The organism is Streptomyces sp. 2P-4, from assembly GCF_030167965.1.
Taxonomy (GTDB): Bacteria; Actinomycetota; Actinomycetes; order Streptomycetales; family Streptomycetaceae; genus Streptomyces; species Streptomyces globosus_A.
Genome location: NZ_CP095011.1, coordinates 4,374,806 through 4,393,324, shown reverse-complemented (window position 1 = coordinate 4,393,324; position 18,519 = coordinate 4,374,806). Strand labels below are relative to the sequence as shown.

Below are 18,519 nucleotides of genomic sequence, written 5' to 3'. Positions count from 1 at the left end.
GGAGCAGCCATGGCCCCCCTCAGGATCACAGTGATCGGCACCGGCTACCTCGGCGCCACGCACGCCGCGGCGATGGCCGAGCTGGGCTTCGAGGTGCTCGGGCTGGACGTGGTCCCCGAGAAGATCGAGATGCTGGCCGCGGGGCGCGTGCCGATGTACGAGCCCGGCCTGGAGGAGCTGCTCGCCGCGCATGTCGCCGGGCTCCCGGGCTCCACGGGCCGGCTGCGCTTCACCCGGTCCTGGGAGGAGGTCGGCGAGTTCGGCGACGTCCACTTCGTGTGCGTCAACACCCCGCAGAAGCACGGCGAGTACGCCTGCGACATGAGCTACGTCGACTCCGCCGTCGAGTCGCTGGCCCCGCACCTGGCCCGGCCCGCCCTCGTCGTCGGCAAGTCGACCGTCCCCGTCGGCTCCGCCGAGCGCCTCGCCGCCAAGCTGGCCGCGCTGGCCCCGGCCGGCGCCGACGTGGAGCTGGCCTGGAACCCGGAGTTCCTGCGCGAGGGCTTCGCCGTCCAGGACACCCTGCACCCCGACCGGATCGTCATCGGCACCCGCGGCGAACGCGCCGAGAAGGTGCTGCGCGAGGTGTACGAGCGGCCGATCGCCGAGGGCAGCCCGCTGGTCGTCACCGACTTCCCGACGGCCGAGCTCGTCAAGACGGCCGCCAACTCCTTCCTCGCCACGAAGATCTCCTTCATCAACGCGATGGCCGAGGTCTGCGAGGCCGCCGGCGGCGACGTCGCCAAGCTCGCCGAGGCGATCGGGCACGACGAGCGGATCGGGAGCAAGTTCCTGCGCGCCGGCATCGGCTTCGGCGGCGGCTGCCTGCCCAAGGACATCCGCGCCTTCATGGCGCGCGCCGGCGAGCTGGGCGCCGACCAGGCGCTGACGTTCCTGCGCGAGGTCGACTCGATCAACATGCGGCGGCGCGGGCACATGGTGGAGCTGGCCCGGGAGGCGGTCGGCGGGGCGTTCCTCGGCAAGCGGGTCGCGGTGCTCGGGGCGACCTTCAAGCCGGACTCGGACGACGTACGGGACTCGCCCGCGCTGAACGTGGCGGGGCAGATCCACCTCCAGGGCGGCCAGGTCACCGTGTACGACCCGAAGGGCATGGACAACGCGCGCCGCGTCTTCCCGACGCTGGGGTACGCCGAGTCGGCGGTGGCGGCGGCGCGCGGCGCGGACGTGGTGCTGCACCTGACCGAGTGGCGGGAGTTCCGCGAGCTGGACCCGGTCGAGCTGGGTGCGGTCGTCAGCGACCGGCTGCTGCTGGACGGGCGCAACGCGCTGGACGCCGGGCAGTGGCGCGCGGCCGGGTGGACGTACCGGGCGATGGGCCGGCCGCGCGCCTGACGGGCCTTGCCGGAGCCGGCGGCGCGGTCATCCGGTTCGGCGGTGTGCGGCGGCGCGGGCGGTGAACTCGGCGGCGCGCAGGACGCGCAGGGCGTTGCCCCAGGTCAGTTCGGCGATGTCGGTTTCGGGCCAGCCGCGTTCCAGGAGTTCGGCGACGAGGCGCGGGTAGCCGGAGGGGTCGGTCAGGCCGGTCGGGCGGTGGGTGCCGGGCTCGGTGCCGAAGGAGGCGCCGAGGCCGACGGATCCGGGGCCGGCCACGGCACGCAGGTGGTCGAGGTGGTCGGCGACGGCGTGGAGGGAGTCGCCGGTCTGCCCGGTGTCGAAGGAGGCCATCGCGAGGCCGCCGGTCGCGCGGAGGGCGAGCAGGACGTCGTCCGTCGTGTTGTCCGGGTGCGGGGTGAGGGCGGCCGCGGCGGTGTGCGTGGCGATGACGGGCGCCTTGGAGGCGCCGGCGATCCGGAGGGCCGCGGCGGGGGTGCAGCCGGTGACGTCGAGGAGTATCCCGAGCCGGTTGGCCTCCAGGACGACCTGGTGGCCGAAGGGGGTGAGGTCCTCGGCGGCCCAGGGGGCTCCGGCGGCGGCGAGGACGCGGACGCCGAGGGCGTGGAAGGCGCGCAGGGCGGCGAGCGAGTCGGTGAGGGTGCTGCCGGGGACGGGGCCGAGGAACGAGGCGATGCGGCCGCGGTTGCGGGCGTCGGCCATGTCGTCGGCGGTGAGTGCGAGGCGGAGGCCGTCCGGGTAGCGGCGCAGGAGGGCGAGGGCCGCGTCGACCTGGTCGAGGGCGTCGGCGAGGGCGTGGCCGGGGGCGGTGCCGGGGGGCGGGAGCAGGGACCAGAACTGGGCGCCGACCCCGCCGGCGCGCAGGCGGGGGATGTCGGTGTCGACGCCGGCGTCGGGGGTGCCGATGTCGTGGTACGGGCTCTGCCGCAGGATCCGGACGAGGGTGTTGTGCCCGTCGGCGACGGGGTGCAGGGCGAGCAGTGCGACGGCCCGGTCGAGGGCGGGGGCGCGGGCGGGGGCGGGCGGGTCCGCGGCTCCGACGGAGGCCGGTCCGGGCGGGGGCGTCTCGGCGGCGTACGCGAGGTGCGCGGAGGTCTGTTCGTCCTGCAGGTCGGCCATGGGGTTCGCTCCGGGGTGGGCGGCAGCAGGGAGGGAGAAGTGCTGCCACCGTGACACGCGGGGCGGCCGGGCGGCCCGGCGGATGCGGCGTTCGGGTGAGACGCGCAGGTCAGGGCAAGGCTGGCGGCGGCCGTCCCGCCCGGTCCCGGCCGCCCTGCGGCGGGCGGGGCCGGGCCGGGGCGGGTCGCCGGGCCGGGCGGTTCAGACGGCGGTGTGGAGGACCGCGTTGGAGGGGCCGCGGGTCGCCGACAGGTCGCGGGCGACGGCCTCCGCGTCGCGCAGCACCCGTACGGCGTTGGACCAGGTGAGCTTGGCGAGGTCGGCGGGCGACCAGGCGCGGTGCAGGAGTTCGGCGACGAGGTTCGGGTAGCCGGCGACGTCGTCGAGTCCGGACGGGGTGAACGCCGTGCCGTCGTAGTCGCCGCCGATGCCGATGTGGTCGATGCCGGCGACGTCCCGCATGTGGTCGAGGTGGTCGGCGACGGTGGCGGCGGTCGCGGCCGGGCGGGGGTGCTCCGCCTCGAAGGCGCGGTGCACCGCCATCGCCTCGGGGGTGGTGTCGAGGTGGTGGAAGCCGTGGGCGCGCAGGTTCTCGTCGGCGGCGAGGGTCCACTCGACGGCCGCGGGGAGGATGAACTTCGGTACGAACGTGGCCATGGCGACGCCGCCGTTGGCGGGGAGGCGCTCCAGGACGTCGTCGGGCACGTTGCGCGGGTGGTCGCAGACGGCGCGGGCCGAGGAGTGGGAGAAGACGACGGGTGCGGCGGAGGTGTCGAGGGCGTCGCGCATCGTCGTGGCGGCGACGTGCGAGAGGTCGACGAGCATGCCGATCCGGTTCATCTCGCGGACGACCTCGCGGCCGAAGTCGGCCAGCCCGCCGTGCCGGGCCTCGTCGGTCGCGGAGTCGGCCCAGTCGATGGTGTCGTTGTGGGTGAGCGTCATGTAGCGGACGCCGAGCAGGTGCAGGGCGCGCAGGGTGGCGAGGGAGTTGTTGATGGAGTGGCCGCCCTCGGCGCCCATGAGGGAGGCGATGCGGCCGTCGCGGCGGGCCGCCTCCATGTCGTCGGCGGTCAGGGCGCGGGCCAGGTCGCCGGGGTAGCGGTCGATCAGCTGGGTGACGGCGTCGATCTGCTCCAGGGTGGCGCTGACCGCCTGGTCGCCGGCGTAGTCGGAGCGGACGAACACCGACCAGAACTGCGCGCCGACCCCGCCGGCGCGGAGCCGGGGGATGTCGGTGTGCAGGTGGGCGGAGGTGTCGCCGGCGATGTCGCGCTGCGCGAGGTCGTAGCGGACCTGCTGGCGCAGGGCCCAGGGCAGGTCGTTGTGGCCGTCGGCGACGGGGTGTTCGGCGAGCAGGGCGCGGGCCTGGTCGAGGCGGTCCGCCGCGGTCACTTGCCGAACCCGAAGGACTCCGCGCCGGAGGCCTTGGCCCGCAGCCGCTTGCCCTTCTCGGTGGCCTGGTCGTTCAGTTCCTGCTGGAAGTCGCGCATGCGGGCGAGGAGTTCGCCGTCGTGGGCGGCGAGCATGCGGGCGGCGAGGAGGCCGGCGTTGCGGGCTCCGGCGACGGAGACGGTGGCGACGGGGACGCCGGCGGGCATCTGGACGATGGACAGGAGGGAGTCCATGCCGTCGAGGTACTTGAGCGGCACGGGGACGCCGATGACGGGCAGGGGGGTGACCGAGGCGAGCATGCCGGGCAGGTGGGCGGCCCCGCCGGCGCCGGCGATGATCGCCTTGAGCCCGCGGTCGGCGGCCTGCTCCCCGTAGGCGATCATCTCGCGGGGCATGCGGTGGGCGGAGACGACGTCGACCTCGTAGGGGATCTCGAACTCGTCGAGGGCCTGGGCGGCGGCTTCCATGACGGGCCAGTCGGAGTCGGATCCCATGACGATGCCGATGACGGGGGCGGTGCTCCCGGTGCTGGGGGTGCTCATGCGGTGATCGTTCCTCGGAGGTAGCCGGCAGCGTGACGTGCGCGCTCCAGCACATCGTCCAGGTCGTCGCCGTAGGTGTTGACGTGGCCGACCTTGCGGCCGGGTTTCACGTCCTTGCCGTACATGTGGATCTTCAGCTGCGGGTCGTGGGCCATGCAGTGCAGGTACGCGGCGTACATGTCGGGGTAGTCGCCGCCGAGGACGTTGGCCATGACGGTCCAGCGGGCCCGGGGGCGGGGGTCGCCGAGGGGAAGGTCGAGGACCGCGCGGACGTGGTTGGCGAACTGGGAGGTGACCGCGCCGTCCTGGGTCCAGTGGCCGCTGTTGTGCGGGCGCATGGCGAGCTCGTTGACGAGGATCCGGCCGTCGGCGGTCTCGAAGAGCTCGACGGCCAGGTGGCCGGTCACGCCGAGTTCCCCGGCGATGCGCAGGGCGAGGGCCTGGGCCTCGCCGGCGAGCTCCTCGGAGAGGTTCGGGGCGGGGGCGATGACGGTGTCGCAGACGCCGTCGACCTGGATCGACTCCACCACCGGGTAGGCGACGGCCTGGCCGTGCGGGGAGCGGACGACGTTCGCCGCGAGTTCGCGGACGAAGTCGACCTTCTCCTCGGCGAGGACGGGGACGCCGGCCTTGAAGGGGGCCTCGGCGTCCTCGGGGGTCCGGACGAACCAGACGCCCTTGCCGTCGTAGCCGCCGCGGACCGTCTTGAGGATGACGGGGAACCCGCCGACCTCCGCCGCGAAGGCGGCCGCGTCCGCCGGGTCCGCCACGATGCGGTGGCGGGGGCTTGGCGCGCCGATCTGGTCGAGCTTGGCCCGCATCACGCCCTTGTCCTGGGCGTGCACCAGCGCGTCGGGTCCGGGGCGGACGGGGATGCCGTCCGCTTCGAGGGCCCGCAGGTGCTCGGTGGGCACGTGCTCGTGGTCGAAGGTGATCACGTCGCAGCCGCGCGCGAAGGCGCGCAGGGTGTCCAGGTCGCGGTAGTCGCCGATGACGACGTCGCTGACCACCTGGGCCGCCGAGTCCTGCGGGGTGTCACTGAGGAGCTTGAACTTGATGCCGAGGGGGATGCCCGCCTCGTGGGTCATACGGGCGAGCTGGCCGCCGCCGACCATGCCGACTACCGGGAACGTCACCCCTCCAGGGTATCGGCCGGCCGTCCGCCGGACGGACCCGGCCCCACCGGGAACTCGTAGCAACATCCCGTGCGCCCTGCGTCGCGTACCTGTACGAACGCACAGTGCCCGAAGGCACAGACGGGTCGGCAGGGGGACACTTAGCATGAGTGGCCGATCGAGAGGCGACAGACGCCCCGCTGGGGGCCGCTACGGACGGGACCGACCATCACCATGACCACGCCGAAACGGGGCTCGGCCCTCGAACGGGTACGCGGCCTCGCACGCGAAGTCGCGAAGTTCGGGGCTGTCGGGGGCCTGGGCGTGCTCGTGAACCTGGGTGTCTTCAACCTGCTGCGGCACACCACGGACCTGCAGGTGGTCCGGGCGAGCGTGATAGCCACCGTCGTCGCGATCACGACGAACTACCTCGGCTTCCGCTACTTCACCTACCGGGACCGGGCGCGGACGGGCAGCTCGCGGGAGGTCCCGCTGTTCGTGGCGTTCAGCCTGATCGGGCTGGTGATCGAGAACGGCGTGCTGTACGCGGCCACGTACGGGTTCGGCTGGGACGGCCGGCTCGCCTCCAACGTCTTCAAGTTCGTCGGCATCGGCACGGCCACGGTGTTCCGCTTCTGGTCGTACCGGACGTGGGTCTTCAAGGCGCTGCCGCAGGCGGCTCCCGCGGCCGCCGCGGAGCCGGAGCCGGTGGCGCGGGCCGCGGCCCGGCCCGCGCGGGAGAGCGGTACGCGCGCCCCCGAGCCCGCCGGCAACAAGTAGGGGGCCCGCCCGCCTCCCGGCGCCCCGGGGTCAGCGGACGGTGTGCTCCCGCTCTCCGCGCTCGGGCTCGGTGCGGCTGAGGAAGAGGGCGAACACCGGGGGCTGGGCCTGGAGCAGTTCGAGGCGGCCGCCGTCGGCCTCGGCGAGGTCGCGGGCGACGGCGAGGCCGATGCCGGTGGAGTTGCGGCCGCTGATGGCCCGCTCGAAGATGCGGTTCCCCAGGTCGGGCGGGACGCCGGGCCCCTCGTCGGTGACTTCCAGGACGGCCTGGTTGCCGACGACCCGGGTGCGCAGGGCGACGGTGCCGCCGCCGTGCATGAGCGCGTTCTCCACGAGGGTGGCCAGCACCTGGGCGACCGCGCCGGGGGTCCCGAAGGCCCGTACGCCGGTCTTGCCGGAGCGGACGATGGCCCGGCCCTCGCTGCGGTAGGCCGGCCGCCACTCCTCCACCTGCTGTTTGACGACCTCGTCGAGGTCGAAGGGGACGGCGGAGCCGGTCCGCGGGTCGCGGGAGTTCGTCAGCAGCCGCTGGACGACGTCGGTGAGCCGCTCCACCTGGGCGAGCGCGATGGTGGCCTCCTCGCGGACGGTCGCGAGGTCGTCGGTGACGGTGATCTCCTCCAGCCGCATCGACAGCGCGGTCAGCGGGGTGCGCAGCTGGTGGGAGGCGTCCGCGGCAAGGCGCCGCTCGGCGGTGAGCATCCGCCCGATCCGCTCGGCGCTGGAGTCGAGGACGTCCGCGACGCGGTCCAGCTCGGGGACCCCGTAGCGGCGGTGGCGGGGCCGGGGGTCGCCGGAGCCGAGGCGCTCGGCGGTCTCGGCGAGGTCGGTGAGCGGGGACGCCAGCCGGTTGGCCTGGCGGATCGCGAGGGCCACGGCGGCCACGACGGCGAGCAGCGCCACCGCGCCGACCACGGCGAGGGTCCGCCCGACCTCCTGGGTGACAGCGGAGCGGGGCTCCTCGACGACGACCAGCTCGCCCAGCTCCCCCTTGGCGGTGCCGCGCAGGACGCTCCCGCCGGGCCGCTCGCCGATTTCGACGGGAGGCTGCCCGGGGACGGTGATGCGGGCGTAGCGGCCGGGGTCGAGCTGCTCGGCCAGCGCGTCGGAGTCGATGGGCCGGCGCTCGGCCGCGTTCGCCTCGACGATGCTCGCCAGGCGCAGGGCCTCGGACTCGATGCGGTCCTGGGCGCTGCTGGTGATCGTGCGGGTCTCCACGATGACGAGGGAGACGCCGAAGACGGCGATCACGACGAGCACCACGGCGAGGGTGGACTGGATCAGGCGGCGGCGCATGGCTGGGGGGCCCGGTCAGCTCTTCTCGAAGCGGAAGCCGACGCCGCGGACGGTGGCGATGTAGCGGGGGTTCGCGGCGTCGTCGCCCAGCTTCTTGCGGAGCCAGGAGATGTGCATGTCGAGGGTCTTGGTGGAGGACCACCAGGTGGTGTCCCACACCTCGCGCATGAGCTGGTCGCGGGTGACGACGCGGCCGGCGTCGCGGACGAGGACGCGCAGGAGGTCGAACTCCTTCGCGGTGAGCTGGAGCTCCTCCTCCCCCATCCAGGCGCGGTGGGACTCGACGTCGATGCGGACGCCGTGGGTGGCGGCGGGCTGGGCGGCCTCGGTGGCGCCGCGCCGCAGCAGGGCCCGGACGCGGGCGAGGAGCTCGGCGAGGCGGAACGGCTTGGTGACGTAGTCGTCTGCTCCGGCGTCCAGGCCCACGACGGTGTCGACCTCGTCGGCGCGGGCGGTCAGGACGAGGATGGGAAAGCCGAGCCCCTCGGCGCGCAGCCGGCGGGCCACTTCCAGGCCGTCCATGCCGGGCAGGCCCAGGTCGAGGACGACGAGGTCGACGCCGCCCTGGAGGCCTGCGTCGAGGGCGGCCGGGCCGTCCTCCCGGACCTCGACGTCGTACCCCTCCCGGCGCAGGGCGCGGGCCAGGGGCTCCGAGATGGATGCGTCGTCCTCGGCGAGCAGTACACGCGTCATGTGGGTGATGGTAGTCCGCGGCGGCGATCCGCAGGGGCGGCCCCGCGCACCCCTTTCCATCTGGCCTTATGAATGCAGCCCGCCTTCGAAAATGCCTAAACGGTTCCCAATCCTCCTGTGATCCATCTCTCAAGTCCTTTCATTTGCCACCCGGTCGTGTCGTATGGTGGCGAGACGCCTGATGTACTACCTCCGGGACCTTTGCGCCGAAATCCGAGCCAAAGGTCTCAATTCTGTCCGGATCGATCAGAGGGTCTTGACGACTTTCCCGATCGGCTTCGGTGACAGTGGATGACCTGTGGGCCGGCGCCCCGCGCGCGTTCGTGTGCGCGAGGGCGTGGATCCCGGTTGCGTTTGTTCCCCCGCCCCCTCCGCGGCGCGGGTGCGGTCCCCGGGGCGTGGGGGCCGGAACAGCAGCTGCCGGTTCCGGCCACCCCCCACCGGGCGCCGACGGCTCACGAAGCCGGGCGTCCCGAGCAAGCAAGGATCGACCATGGCTTCCAGCCTGACGAAGGGCGCGGTGGACCCGTCCGCCGAGAAGACCTTCTTCGGCCACCCCCGTGGCCTGGCCACTCTCTTCATGACCGAGATGTGGGAGCGCTTCTCCTACTACGGCATGCGGGCGCTGCTGGTGTACTACCTGGTCTCGGGCGGCGCGGACGCCGCCACGGGAAGCCAGGGCGGCGGCCTGGCCATGACCGCGGCCACGACGACGGCCATCTACTCCGTCTACGTCTCCATGGTCTACCTGATGGCCATGCCGGGCGGATGGTTCGGCGACCGGGTCTGGGGCGCGCGCAAGACGGTCGCCATCGCCGGCTTCGTGATCATGACGGGTCACCTGTCGCTGGCCCTGCCCGGCCAGGCGATGTTCTTCGTCGGCCTGCTCCTCGTCGCGGTGGGCTCCGGTCTGCTGAAGGCCAACATCTCCACGATGGTCGGCCACCTCTACGACGGCCCCGAGGACCCGCGCCGTGACGGCGGCTTCACGCTGTTCTACATCGGCATCAACCTCGGCGCGTTCGTCGCCCCGTTCGTCGTCGGCACGGTCGGCAAGGAATACAACTGGCACCTGGGCTTCGCCCTCGCCGCCGTCGGCATGGGCATCGGCCTCGCCCAGTTCCTCCTCGGCACCAAGCACCTCAGCCCGAAGAGCAGCCAGGTCCCGAACCCGCTGTCGGCCGAGGAGCGCAAGGCGGTCATCACCAAGGCCGTCCTCGGCGCCGCCGCCATCGCCGTCTTCTACGGCGCCGTGGTCGCCCTGGGCGCGTACACCCTGAACTGGGTGCTGGTGCCGCTGACCCTCGCCGGTCTGGTCATCCCGGTGGCCGTGCTGGTCCGCATCAAGCGCGACAAGGACCTGAACACCACCGAGCAGTCGAGGATGACTGCGTACATCTGGTTCTTCGTCGCCGCCGCCGTCTTCTGGATGATCTACGACCAGGGCGGGTCGACGCTGTCGCTGTTCGCGGACTCCAAGACCGCCGACACCGTCTTCGGCCTCGGCTTCTCGGCCACCTGGTACCAGTCGCTGAACCCGCTGTTCGTGATGGCGCTGGCCCCGGTCTTCGCCTGGCTGTGGCTGTGGCTGGCCCGCAAGAACCAGGAGCCGAACACCATCGTGAAGTTCGCGATGGGCCTGGTCCTGGTCGGCGGCTCGTTCTTCGTCTTCATCGTCCCGATGAACATGGCCGGCGACGGCACCATGGTCTCCCCGATGTGGCTCGTCTCGATCTACATGATCCAGACCATCGGCGAGCTGTGCCTCTCCCCGGTCGGCCTCTCCGTCACCACGAAGATGGCCCCGCAGAAGTACGCCTCCCAGATGATGGGCGTCTGGTTCCTCGCGGTCACCGCGGGCGACTGCACCACCGGCCTGCTGTCGCTGGCCGGCGTGGACCTGAACGGAACGGTCGTCATCGGCATCCAGGCGAGCGCCGCGGTCCTCGCCGGTGTGGCGGTGTACGCCTATCGCAAGAAGGTCCGGGCGCTGATGGGCGACGTCCACTGACGCACCCGCGCACAGGCTGAGGCGACGGCCCGGCACTCCTCCGAAGGGGTGCCGGGCCGTCGCGTTCCGCCGGCTCCGTCAGCGGCGGGTGCCGCCGCGCAGGCGGCGCCAGGGGGTGAGGGTGAACACCGCGGCGCCGAGCAGGACCACCGTCGCGGCGGCCACGGCGAGGGCCCGCACGCCGCCCGTGCCGCCCGCGCCGGTCTCGGCGAGGCCGCCGGGTCCGCCCGACCCGGCGGAGGCGGAGCCGCCGGAGGCCGGGGAGCCGGAGCCGCCGGGCTGGGCGGTGGTGTCCAGCTCCAGGGACACGCCGCTGGAGACCGCCTTGCAGGGCACGTTGATCGGCGTCGAGCCGGGGCTCATCGTCACGTCGATCGTCAGGCGGTCCGGGGTCAGCGTCACCTTGCCCGTCGCCCCCGGCTTGTAGGTGCCGGTCATGTCGCTCAGGCTGACCGGGGCCTTGTCCGGGATCGGCTCCGCGTTGGCCGGGCCGGAGACCCGGACCGTGCCGGTGTCCGCGCCGCCGAGCCGGATGTCCATCGAGGGCTTCAGGGCGCCCGCGGGGAGGGCCATGGGGCTGGCCATCGCCCCCTTGGCGGTCTTCACGGTGAGGTCGAAGCCGCCGCCGTTCTTCTTCGCGCTGACCGTCACCGGGGTCTTGACGCCGCCCGGGACGACGGCGCCGCAGTCGAAGGCCACCTCGACGGGCTTGCCGGGGAAGTCGGTCTGCCCGCCGCCGCCACCGGTGGCGCCGCCGGACGCGGTGCCTCCGCCCGACGCGGTGCCGCCGGACGCGGTGCCGCCGGACGCCGTGGTGCCTCCGCCCGACGCGGTGCCGCCGGACGCGGTGCCGCCGGACGCCGTGGTGCCTCCCGACGCCGAGCCGCCGGACGCCGTACCGCCGCCGCTCGCCGTACCGCCCCCGCTCGTCGTACCGCCGCCGCTCGTCGTACCGCCGCCGTCCGACACCTTGATCGTCGCCCCGGCCGCGGCCGCCTCCTTGGGCGAGCAGCGCGTGGTGAACCCGCTGAAGTCCACGTCGTACCGGCCCGGGGTGATCGTCACCTCCCCCGCCTTGGCCAGCTTCACCCTCCCCTTCATGTCGGACAGCACCATCGGCGCGTTCTTGGGGATCGGCGGGTTCTTCCGCTCACCCTCCAGCTTCACCTCGCCCGCGAGCGCCCCGCCGAGCCTCACCCAGCCGGTCGGCTTCACGGTGTCCTTGCCGAGGTCCATCAGGTCGGTGTTGTTCGAGGCCGCCTTGACGGTCCTCCACACCACCTCGACCTCGTCGCCGACCTTCGCGGCGGCGGGCGCCGTCACCGAGACGGTCGTCGTGCCCTGGACCGGGCCGCCGCCGCCTGCGGGCGGAATGCACTCCACCTTGTACGAGACCTCGGCCGCCTTGGCGGGTCCCGCCCCCAGCAGCGCGGCCGCGCCGCCGAACAGCAGCGCGGCCGCGGCCGCGCTCACCCTCCGTTGGGTCCTCACTGGTGTCCCTTCGTCGTCGGACTGCCGGCTGACGGTGCGGACGTCTGCGGTGCCGTGAACCACGGCAGGTCTGCGGCCTCCCCCGACCCGGCCGCCTCCGGGGCCTCCTGCACTGCGGGTGCCTCCGGCGCGGGCGCCGGCCGGACCCGGTCGACGAGGGCCATCCCGGCCCTGAACAGGCCGGCGGGCACCACCAGCAGGAGCAGGGCCCAGAACACCAGCACCCCGTACGGGCGGGACACCGCCCACGGCCGGGCCGCCAGGACCGTCTCCCCGTACATGAGGGAGACCGTGTGGCTCCCGTGTGCACCGGCCCCGAGCGTGACGGGCAGCCGGACCTCCGCCCTGCCCCCGGGCGGGATGGCGCCCTTCCAGCGGACCTCCTCCCACTGCGGGGCGAGCACGCCGCGGGCCGTGCCCAGCCGGAAGACCGGGTCCGCGACGGGCGCGGGTCCGGTGTTCCCGAGGGTGACGGTGAAGGTGCGCGAGGGCGGCGCGCCGAACCGGGTCAGGATCCCGTCGCCGCCCGCCAGCCGGGCCGGGCCCAGCACGGCGAGGCGCGGCGCGCCCTGCTCGGGCGGCAGCTCGGCCACCGGGTGGCCGGTGAGCACCAGCGGGAGGGCGACGGTGGCGGCGTCCCCGCCGACCGAGGTGACGTTGACGATGCACGGGCACGGTGTGGGCGGGGCCGCCGCGGCCAGCCGCGCCGTGAAGCGGCCGTCGCCGCCGACGGAGACGGCCGCGCCCTCGGCGTTCGCGCAGCTGTTCGTGCCGCCGACCATGTTCTGGCCGCAGACCAGCAGCATCACCAGCGTTCCGGCCAGCCAGCCCGTGCCGGTCACCGTGAGCTGCGTACCCGGGGCGGCTTCCCGGAGCGAGAGCTGCGCGGCCGGCGGTGCATCCGCGGCGGCGGCCGGTGCCGCGGCGGCGAACAGGCACGCCGTGAGCACGGCCGCGGCGGCGCGGGCCCCGGCCCCGCCGGTCATGCGCGTGCTCCCGCCGGCTCGGGGGCCGGCTCCGGTCCGGCCCCGCTCCCGGGTACCGCAGCGGGCGGCCCGCGCCGGGCGCGCCGCCTGCGGGCGAAGGCCGCCGCGGCCGCGGCGGCCGCGCCGAGGGCGAGCAGGGCTCCCGGGCCGGGCACGGCGACGCCGGGTGCGAACCGGGCGGACGCGGTGGCGGCGGCCGGCGCGGCGCCCGGGGCGGTGGCGGTGAGCGTGAGGTCGGCGGCGCCGAGGCGGGGCGCGCTCGGCCACGGCTCGGCCAGCCGCAGCCGCCCGCCCGGCGGCACCTGCACGGGCAGGGCCCGCTCCGGGCGGCCGGGCAGCGGCCCGAACAGGCCCTCGGCGCGCACCGACACCCGCGGCGCGAGGGCCACGTTCCCCCGGTTGACCAGGGTGTACGCGACCTCGGTGCGGGCGCCGCGGCCGCGCACGGCGACGTCCTCGACGGTCAGCGCGGCGAGGGTCGGGCCGCCGACGCGCAGGTGGACCCGTACGGCCTCCTCGCGGCCGGCCTCGGCGGCGAGGACAGCGGCCCGGCGGTCGCCGGGCAGCGCGGCCGGCGGAACGGTGACCGTGAAGGGGACCGCCGCGCGGGTCCGCGGCGGCACGGTGACGGCGGCCGCCCCGCCGAAGCTGATCCACGCGCCCGCCCCGCCCGCCCCGCCGGGCTCCTCGGCACCCCGGAGGGCGAAGGTGCGCGGCCGGTCGGAGGCGTTCGTCAGGGCGAGCCGGTCCTCCAGTACGGCTCCGGGGGCGCCGGCGAGGTAGAAGGCGGGCCGGGGCGTCCCTCCGGCCGCGCCCGGCTCGGGGGCGGCGCTCCAGCCGGGGCCGTCCGCGGCGGGGGCGGGGGCCGTGCCGAGCAGCGGCAGGAGCGGCAGGAGGAGCGGCAGTGCGGAGGCGGCCCTCCGGCCGCGGGGGCGGCGGCGGGGGGCGCCGGCCGGCGGGCGGGGCACGGGCATGGCCGGTGCTCCGCTCAGGTCCGGGCGGCCCGGCGGCTGCGCCGGCTCAGCCAGAGGAGCCCCGCGGTGCCGGACAGCAGCACGGTGCCGCCGAGGGTGGCGAGCGCGGCGACGGAGTCCTCCGGCCCGGTCTGCGGGAGGGTGTCGGCGGGCCCGGACCCGGCGCCGGCCGCGGCGGTGACGTCCAGCTCCAGCGACGGCTTCGGGCTGTTGCCGGGGGTGCAGGTGGTGGTCGTCCCCATCGCCTTGATGGTCAGCACGCCCGCCGTGAAGGTGACCCGGCCCGTCTTCTTCGGGGTGTAGGTGCCCGACAAGTCGGTGATCTTGATGGGGGTGTTGGCGGGCGCCGCCTCGGGGTTCGGCGGGCCGGAGACCGCCACCTGCCCCTGGTCTGCGCCGCCGACCACGATGACCGCGCTCGGGTTCATCGCGCCCTTGCCGAGCTCGATCGGGCTGGAGGAGACGCCCTTCCGGAAGGACATCGTCAGCTTGTAGCCGTCGCCCTCCGCGGCGGCCCTGATGTCGATGGGCGAGACGGCCGACTTGTCCCCGATGGGCGTCTTGCAGTCGTAGGCGACGTCCACGACGTCGGCGCGGGCCGTGCCGGCGGCGGGCAGAACCGCCGCCCCGGCCAGCGCCAACGCGACCGCCGCCGAGCGTGTGCGGTGGGACACCTTCGTCCTCCCCTCGAACCGATTCTGACGGCACATCAGATCGCGGCTCAAGGTACGCCCGGGGCCCTGCAAGGGGAAGACGAAGGACGAGGTGTTCGGCCGCGGCCGGCTCAGGCCGCGCGCACCCCCCGCTGCCACACCGCGGAGACCAGCGGCACGCCCGGCCGGTACGCCAGGTGCACATGGCTCGGGGCGTCCAGCAGCGCCAGGTCGGCGCGCGCGCCCGGCGCCAGGACCCCGATGTCCGTACGCCGCAGCGCGCGGGCGCCGCCGGCGGTGGCCGACCAGAGGGCCTCGTCCGGCGTCATCCCCATGTCCCGCACGGCGAGCGCGATACAGAACGGCATGGAGCTCGTGTACGAGGAACCCGGGTTGCAGTCCGTGGACAGCGCGACCGTCGCCCCCGCGTCCAGCAGCCGGCGGGCGTCCGGCCACTGCGCGCGGGTCGAGAACTCGGCGCCCGGCAGGAGCGTGGCCACCGTGGTGTCCGCGGCCTGGGCGAGGGCGTCGACGTCGGCGTCGGTCAGGTGCGTGCAGTGGTCGGCGGACGCCGCGCCCAGCTCGACGGCGAGCTGCACGCCCGGACCGTACGAGAGCTGGTTGGCGTGCACGCGCGGGATCAGCCCGGCGGCCGCGCCGGCGGTCAGGATCGCGCGCGCCTGGTCGCCGTCGAAGGCGCCCTTCTCGCAGAAGACGTCCACCCAGCGCGCGTACGGGGCGCACGCCGTGAGCATCTCGCCGGTGACGAGGTCGACGTACCCGGCCGGGTCCTCGGCGTAGTCCGGGGAGACGATGTGCGCGCCGAGGTAGGTCACCTCCTCCGTGTGTGCGGCGGCGATGCGCAGGGCGCGGGCCTCGTCGGCGACGGTCAGGCCGTAGCCGGACTTGGTCTCGAAGGTGGTCGTGCCCTGCCGGCGGGCCTCGTCGAGGTGGCGGACCAGGTTCGCCTCCAGCTCGGCGTCGGACGCGGCGCGGGTCGCCGCGACCGTGGTGCGGATGCCGCCCGCGGTGTAGCTGCGGCCCGACATGCGGGCGTTGAACTCGGCCGTCCGGTCGCCTGCGAAGACGAGGTGGGAGTGGGAGTCGACGAAGCCGGGGATCAGGGCGCGGCCCTGGGCGTCGAAGGATGCGTCTGCCGGCGGGGCCTTGGCTGTGGGGCCGACCCAGGCGATGCGGTCGTCTTCGACGACGACCGCTGCGTTCTCGACCAGGCCGAGGGGGCCCTCACCCGATTCCGGGTCGTTGGTGACGAGGCTCCCGATATTGCCGATGACTGTAGTGCTCATGGGTTCCTTCCAGGGGTTTCCTTCCCCCACCCCGCCCCTTCCCGAAACCGGGGCTCCGCCCCGGACCCGCTGCCGCTGCACCTCCGGCGGGGCCGAGCCCACGGACTCCGCCCCGCCCCCCCGTTCCGGGCGCTCCGCGCCCGTGCGCTCAAACGCCGCGCGGGCTGGACATGCCCGCCCCGGCGGGCCGGAGCCGGCCCCGCCGGTGATTGAAGGCGCAGGGCGTGGGGCGGAGCCCTGCGGGTCCGGTTGCCGGGGTGGGGTGGGGGTCAGGTGCGGACTGCGGCGATGGAGGCGGACAGGGCCGACGGGACGTCGGGGACCAGGGTGTGGGCGCCGTCGCGGACGATGTGGCGGCCGCCGACCACCGTGTGGCGGACATCCGCGGCCGAGGCCGCGAAGACGGCCGTCTCGGCGCCCAGCCGCGGCAGGGGGCCGGCCGTGCGGACGCTGTCCAGGGCGATGGTGGTGAAGTCGGCCAGTGCGCCCGTTTCCAGGCGGCCCGCGTCGGGGAGGCCCAGCGCCGCGTGGCCGTCCGCGGTGGCGGCGGTGAGCAGCGCGTCGGCGGTCCAGTGCCCCCGCGTCCGGCTGCGGAGCCGCTCGTCCAGTTCCATGGCGCGCGCCTCCTCCAGCAGGTCGATGACGGCGTGGCTGTCGCTGCCCAGCGACAGCGGGCTGCCCGCCTGCTGGAGGCGGACCGCCGGCCCGATCCCGTCGGCGAGGTCCCGCTCGGTGGTGGGGCACATGCAGGTGCCCGTCGCGGTGCCGCCGAGGAGCGCGATGTCCTCGTCGGTGAGGTGGGTGTTGTGGACGCCGGTGGTGCGCGGCCCGAGCACCCCGTGGTCGGCGAGCAGCCGGGTGGGCGTGCAGCCGTGGGCGGCCAGGCAGGCGTCGTTCTCGGCGGTCTGCTCGGACAGGTGGACGTGCAGCGGGGCCTGCCGCTCCTCGGCCCAGCGCGCGACGGTGCCCAGCTGGTCGGCGGGGACGGCGCGCACGGAGTGCACGGCCGCGCCGATCAGGGCGTGCCCGCGCGGCACCAGCGCGGAGGCCCGTTCGGCCCAGGCGTCGGCGGTGCCGTCGGAGAACCGGCGCTGGTGCTCGGTGGGGGCCTGGCCGAAGCCGGAGGACAGGTAGGCGGTGTCGAGGAGGGTGATGCGGATGCCGGCGGCCGCGGCGGCCTCGATGAGGGCTTCGCCCATGGCGTTGGGGTCGGCGTACGGGGTGCCGTCCGCCTGGTGGTGGAGGTAGTGGAACTCGCCGACGTTGGTGATGCCGGCGAGCGCCATCTCCGCGTACACGGCCCGGGCGAGGTCGTGGTACGTCTCGGGGGTGAGGCGGTGGGCGACCTTGTACATGACGTCGCGCCAGGTCCAGAAGGTGCCCGAGCCGACCTGGACGGTGCCGCGCAGGGCCCGGTGGAAGGCGTGGGAGTGGGCGTTGGCGAGGCCGGGGAGGGTCAGGCCGCGCAGGACCTCCGCGCCGGGCGGCGGGGCGGCGGCCCCGGTCCGCAGGGCGGCGATCCGCCCGTCGTCGGACACGTCGAGGGCGACGCCCGGCTCGACACGGGTGCCGAGCCAGGCGTGCTCCAGCCAGTACGTCTTCACCGTGCGCAGGGTCAGTGACACGCCAGGCCTTCCAGTACGTCGGCGAGGGCGAGGACTCCGGCGACGCAGTCGTCCTCGGGGGCGAACTCCAGCGGGGAGTGGGAGACGCCCGTGGGGTTGCGCACGAACAGCATCGCGGTGGGGACGGACGCGGAGAGGATTCCCGCGTCGTGTCCGGCGCCGGTGCCGAGGACGGGCACGGATCCGCCGAGGATCCGGTTGATCTCGTCGCGCAGGGCGTGCTCGAACTCGACGACCGGGGTGAAGGACTCGCGGACGACGGCGAGGTCGACGCCGTCCTTGTCGGCGCGCTCGCGGGCGGCCTTCTCGATGGCGGTGACCACCGTGTCGAGGGTGGCCTGGTCGGCGGCGCGGGAGTCGAGCCAGCCCCGTACGAGGGAGGGGATGGCGTTGACGCCGTTCGGCTCGACGGAGACCTTGCCGAAGGTGGCGACGGCTCCGGCGAGCGCCGCCTCCGTACGGGCGGCCAGGACGGTCTCCGCGTAGGTGAGCATCGGGTCGTGCCGGTCGACGAGGCGGGTGGTGCCGGCGTGGTTGGCCTCGCCGCGGAAGTCGAACCGCCAGCGGCCGTGCGGCCAGATGGCGGAGGCGATGCCGACGGCGTCGCCGGACAGGTCGAGGGCGCGGCCCTGTTCGACGTGGAGTTCGACGAAGGCTCCGATACGGGCGAGCCGTTCGGGGTCGGGCCCGATCGCGTCGGGGTCGTACCCGGCGGCCTCCATGGCCTGGGGCAGGCTGATCCCGTCGGCGTCGCGCAGCTCGTACGCCTTCTCCTTGGTCAGCTGCCCGGAGGTGAGGCGGGAGCCGACGCACGCGAGGCCGAAGCGGGCGCCTTCCTCGTCGCCGAAGTTGACGATGGCGAGGGGCCGCCTGAAGCGGGCCCCGCGGGCGCGCAGCTCGTCGAGTGCGGCGAAGGCGGAGACGACGCCGAGGGGGCCGTCGAAGGCGCCGCCGTCGGGCACGGAGTCGAGGTGGGAGCCGGTGACGACGGCGTCGCCGGCGGCGGGGTCGCCGAGCCAGGCCCACTGGTTGCCGTTGCGGTCGGTCTCGACGTCGAGGCGGCGGGCCTCGGCCTGCATCCGGAACCAGAGCCGGCAGTCGGCGTCCGCTCCGGTCCAGGCGTAGCGGCGGTAGCCGCCGGAGGCGTCGCTGCGGCCGAGGGCCGCAGCGACGCCCACATGG

Annotated in this window: 15 protein-coding genes and 1 pseudogene; 3 read left to right on the top strand and 13 right to left on the bottom strand. The window is 74.6% G+C overall.

Translation table 11 applies throughout. The features are described 5' to 3' along the window. The first annotated feature begins 9 nt into the window (after positions 1 to 9). Positions 10 to 1,353: a UDP-glucose dehydrogenase family protein gene (locus MUK52_RS19420; RefSeq protein ID WP_114057802.1), complete on the top strand. Its 1,344-nt coding sequence runs from the start codon at positions 10 to 12 to the stop codon at positions 1,351 to 1,353. Between the two features lie 27 nt (positions 1,354 to 1,380). On the opposite strand, the gene MUK52_RS19415 is transcribed toward MUK52_RS19420, so the two are convergent. The 4 genes from MUK52_RS19415 to MUK52_RS19400 all read right to left on the bottom strand — a co-directional run bounded on the left by MUK52_RS19415 (position 1,381) and on the right by MUK52_RS19400 (position 5,542). Continuing rightward, the gene (locus tag MUK52_RS19415; protein WP_284578581.1) at positions 1,381 to 2,472 is read right to left on the bottom strand and encodes a membrane dipeptidase; all 1,092 of its coding nucleotides are present in this window, start codon (positions 2,470 to 2,472) and stop codon (positions 1,381 to 1,383) included. A 201-nt stretch (positions 2,473 to 2,673) separates the two neighbouring features. Beyond that, a complete protein-coding gene (locus MUK52_RS19410) occupies positions 2,674 to 3,864 on the bottom strand; it encodes a dipeptidase (RefSeq protein WP_284578578.1) in 1,191 nt (396 codons plus the stop codon). Further along, positions 3,861 to 4,406, bottom strand: coding sequence for a 5-(carboxyamino)imidazole ribonucleotide mutase (gene purE / locus MUK52_RS19405; protein ID WP_114057805.1), 546 nt, complete (start codon positions 4,404 to 4,406; stop codon positions 3,861 to 3,863). Before purE ends, MUK52_RS19410 begins: the two co-directional genes overlap by 4 nt. Then, the gene (locus MUK52_RS19400) at positions 4,403 to 5,542 is read right to left on the bottom strand and encodes a 5-(carboxyamino)imidazole ribonucleotide synthase (RefSeq protein WP_114057806.1); all 1,140 of its coding nucleotides are present in this window, start codon (positions 5,540 to 5,542) and stop codon (positions 4,403 to 4,405) included. The genes purE and MUK52_RS19400 overlap by 4 nt, the downstream gene beginning before the upstream one ends. 213 nt (positions 5,543 to 5,755) lie before the next feature. On the opposite strand from MUK52_RS19400, the gene MUK52_RS19395 reads away from it, so the two are divergent. Next, positions 5,756 to 6,301: a GtrA family protein gene (locus MUK52_RS19395; RefSeq protein ID WP_114057807.1), complete on the top strand. Its 546-nt coding sequence runs from the start codon at positions 5,756 to 5,758 to the stop codon at positions 6,299 to 6,301. 30 nt (positions 6,302 to 6,331) lie between these two features. On the opposite strand, the gene MUK52_RS19390 is transcribed toward MUK52_RS19395, so the two are convergent. Together MUK52_RS19390 and MUK52_RS19385 are read right to left on the bottom strand one after the other, a co-directional pair. Beyond that, positions 6,332 to 7,597, bottom strand: a complete 1,266-nt coding sequence (locus MUK52_RS19390) for a sensor histidine kinase (RefSeq protein ID WP_114057808.1) — start codon at positions 7,595 to 7,597, stop codon at positions 6,332 to 6,334. A gap of 15 nt (positions 7,598 to 7,612) precedes the next feature. Next, positions 7,613 to 8,290: a response regulator transcription factor gene (locus tag MUK52_RS19385; RefSeq protein ID WP_284578574.1), complete on the bottom strand. Its 678-nt coding sequence runs from the start codon at positions 8,288 to 8,290 to the stop codon at positions 7,613 to 7,615. 493 nt (positions 8,291 to 8,783) lie between these two features. Between MUK52_RS19385 and MUK52_RS19380 the strand changes: the two genes are divergently transcribed. Further along, positions 8,784 to 10,301 carry a peptide MFS transporter gene (locus tag MUK52_RS19380; RefSeq protein WP_114057810.1) on the top strand — a complete coding sequence of 506 codons (1,518 nt, stop codon included), beginning with the start codon at positions 8,784 to 8,786 and terminating at the stop codon, positions 10,299 to 10,301. A 78-nt stretch (positions 10,302 to 10,379) separates the two neighbouring features. Here the strand turns inward: MUK52_RS19380 and MUK52_RS19375 are convergent, their stop codons facing one another. The 7 genes and pseudogenes from MUK52_RS19375 to MUK52_RS19345 all read right to left on the bottom strand — a co-directional run bounded on the left by MUK52_RS19375 (position 10,380) and on the right by MUK52_RS19345 (position 18,517). After that, entirely contained in the window at positions 10,380 to 11,774 is a 1,395-nt protein-coding gene (locus MUK52_RS19375) for a hypothetical protein (RefSeq protein ID WP_284578571.1), read from the bottom strand. Positions 11,775 to 11,788: 14 nt separating this feature from the next. Further along, positions 11,789 to 12,778, bottom strand: coding sequence for a hypothetical protein (locus tag MUK52_RS19370; RefSeq protein ID WP_284578569.1), 990 nt, complete (start codon positions 12,776 to 12,778; stop codon positions 11,789 to 11,791). Next, positions 12,775 to 13,752, bottom strand: a complete 978-nt coding sequence (locus MUK52_RS19365) for a COG1470 family protein (protein WP_284578567.1) — start codon at positions 13,750 to 13,752, stop codon at positions 12,775 to 12,777. The genes MUK52_RS19370 and MUK52_RS19365 overlap by 4 nt, the downstream gene beginning before the upstream one ends. 14 nt (positions 13,753 to 13,766) lie before the next feature. Then, positions 13,767 to 14,426, bottom strand: coding sequence for an LPXTG cell wall anchor domain-containing protein (locus MUK52_RS19360; RefSeq protein ID WP_284578563.1), 660 nt, complete (start codon positions 14,424 to 14,426; stop codon positions 13,767 to 13,769). A 110-nt stretch (positions 14,427 to 14,536) separates the two neighbouring features. After that, positions 14,537 to 15,712 (bottom strand): imidazolonepropionase, encoded by a 1,176-nt coding sequence (gene hutI, locus MUK52_RS19355; protein ID WP_284578560.1) that lies wholly within the window; start codon positions 15,710 to 15,712, stop codon positions 14,537 to 14,539. Positions 15,713 to 15,981: 269 nt separating this feature from the next. Beyond that, on the bottom strand, positions 15,982 to 17,337 hold the full coding sequence (locus MUK52_RS19350) for a formimidoylglutamate deiminase (RefSeq protein ID WP_174250471.1): 1,356 nt from the start codon (positions 17,335 to 17,337) through the stop codon (positions 15,982 to 15,984). After that, positions 17,328 to 18,517, bottom strand: a pseudogene (locus MUK52_RS19345) (allantoate amidohydrolase). The gene MUK52_RS19350 and the pseudogene MUK52_RS19345 overlap by 10 nt, the downstream one beginning before the upstream one ends. Positions 18,518 to 18,519: the final 2 nt, after the last annotated feature.

What these genes read in the sequence shown, in the direction of transcription:
- MUK52_RS19420 (WP_114057802.1), top strand. Translation starts at nt 10, where the DNA reads ATGGCCCCCCTCAGGATCACAGTGATCGGCACCGGCTACCTCGGCGCC.
- MUK52_RS19415 (WP_284578581.1), bottom strand. Translation starts at nt 2,472, where the DNA reads ATGGCCGACCTGCAGGACGAACAGACCTCCGCGCACCTCGCGTACGCC.
- purE (WP_114057805.1), bottom strand. Translation starts at nt 4,406, where the DNA reads ATGAGCACCCCCAGCACCGGGAGCACCGCCCCCGTCATCGGCATCGTC.
- MUK52_RS19395 (WP_114057807.1), top strand. Translation starts at nt 5,756, where the DNA reads ATGACCACGCCGAAACGGGGCTCGGCCCTCGAACGGGTACGCGGCCTC.
- MUK52_RS19390 (WP_114057808.1), bottom strand. Translation starts at nt 7,597, where the DNA reads ATGCGCCGCCGCCTGATCCAGTCCACCCTCGCCGTGGTGCTCGTCGTG.
- MUK52_RS19385 (WP_284578574.1), bottom strand. Translation starts at nt 8,290, where the DNA reads ATGACGCGTGTACTGCTCGCCGAGGACGACGCATCCATCTCGGAGCCC.
- MUK52_RS19380 (WP_114057810.1), top strand. Translation starts at nt 8,784, where the DNA reads ATGGCTTCCAGCCTGACGAAGGGCGCGGTGGACCCGTCCGCCGAGAAG.
- MUK52_RS19370 (WP_284578569.1), bottom strand. Translation starts at nt 12,778, where the DNA reads ATGACCGGCGGGGCCGGGGCCCGCGCCGCCGCGGCCGTGCTCACGGCG.
- MUK52_RS19365 (WP_284578567.1), bottom strand. Translation starts at nt 13,752, where the DNA reads ATGCCCGTGCCCCGCCCGCCGGCCGGCGCCCCCCGCCGCCGCCCCCGC.
- hutI (WP_284578560.1), bottom strand. Translation starts at nt 15,712, where the DNA reads ATGAGCACTACAGTCATCGGCAATATCGGGAGCCTCGTCACCAACGAC.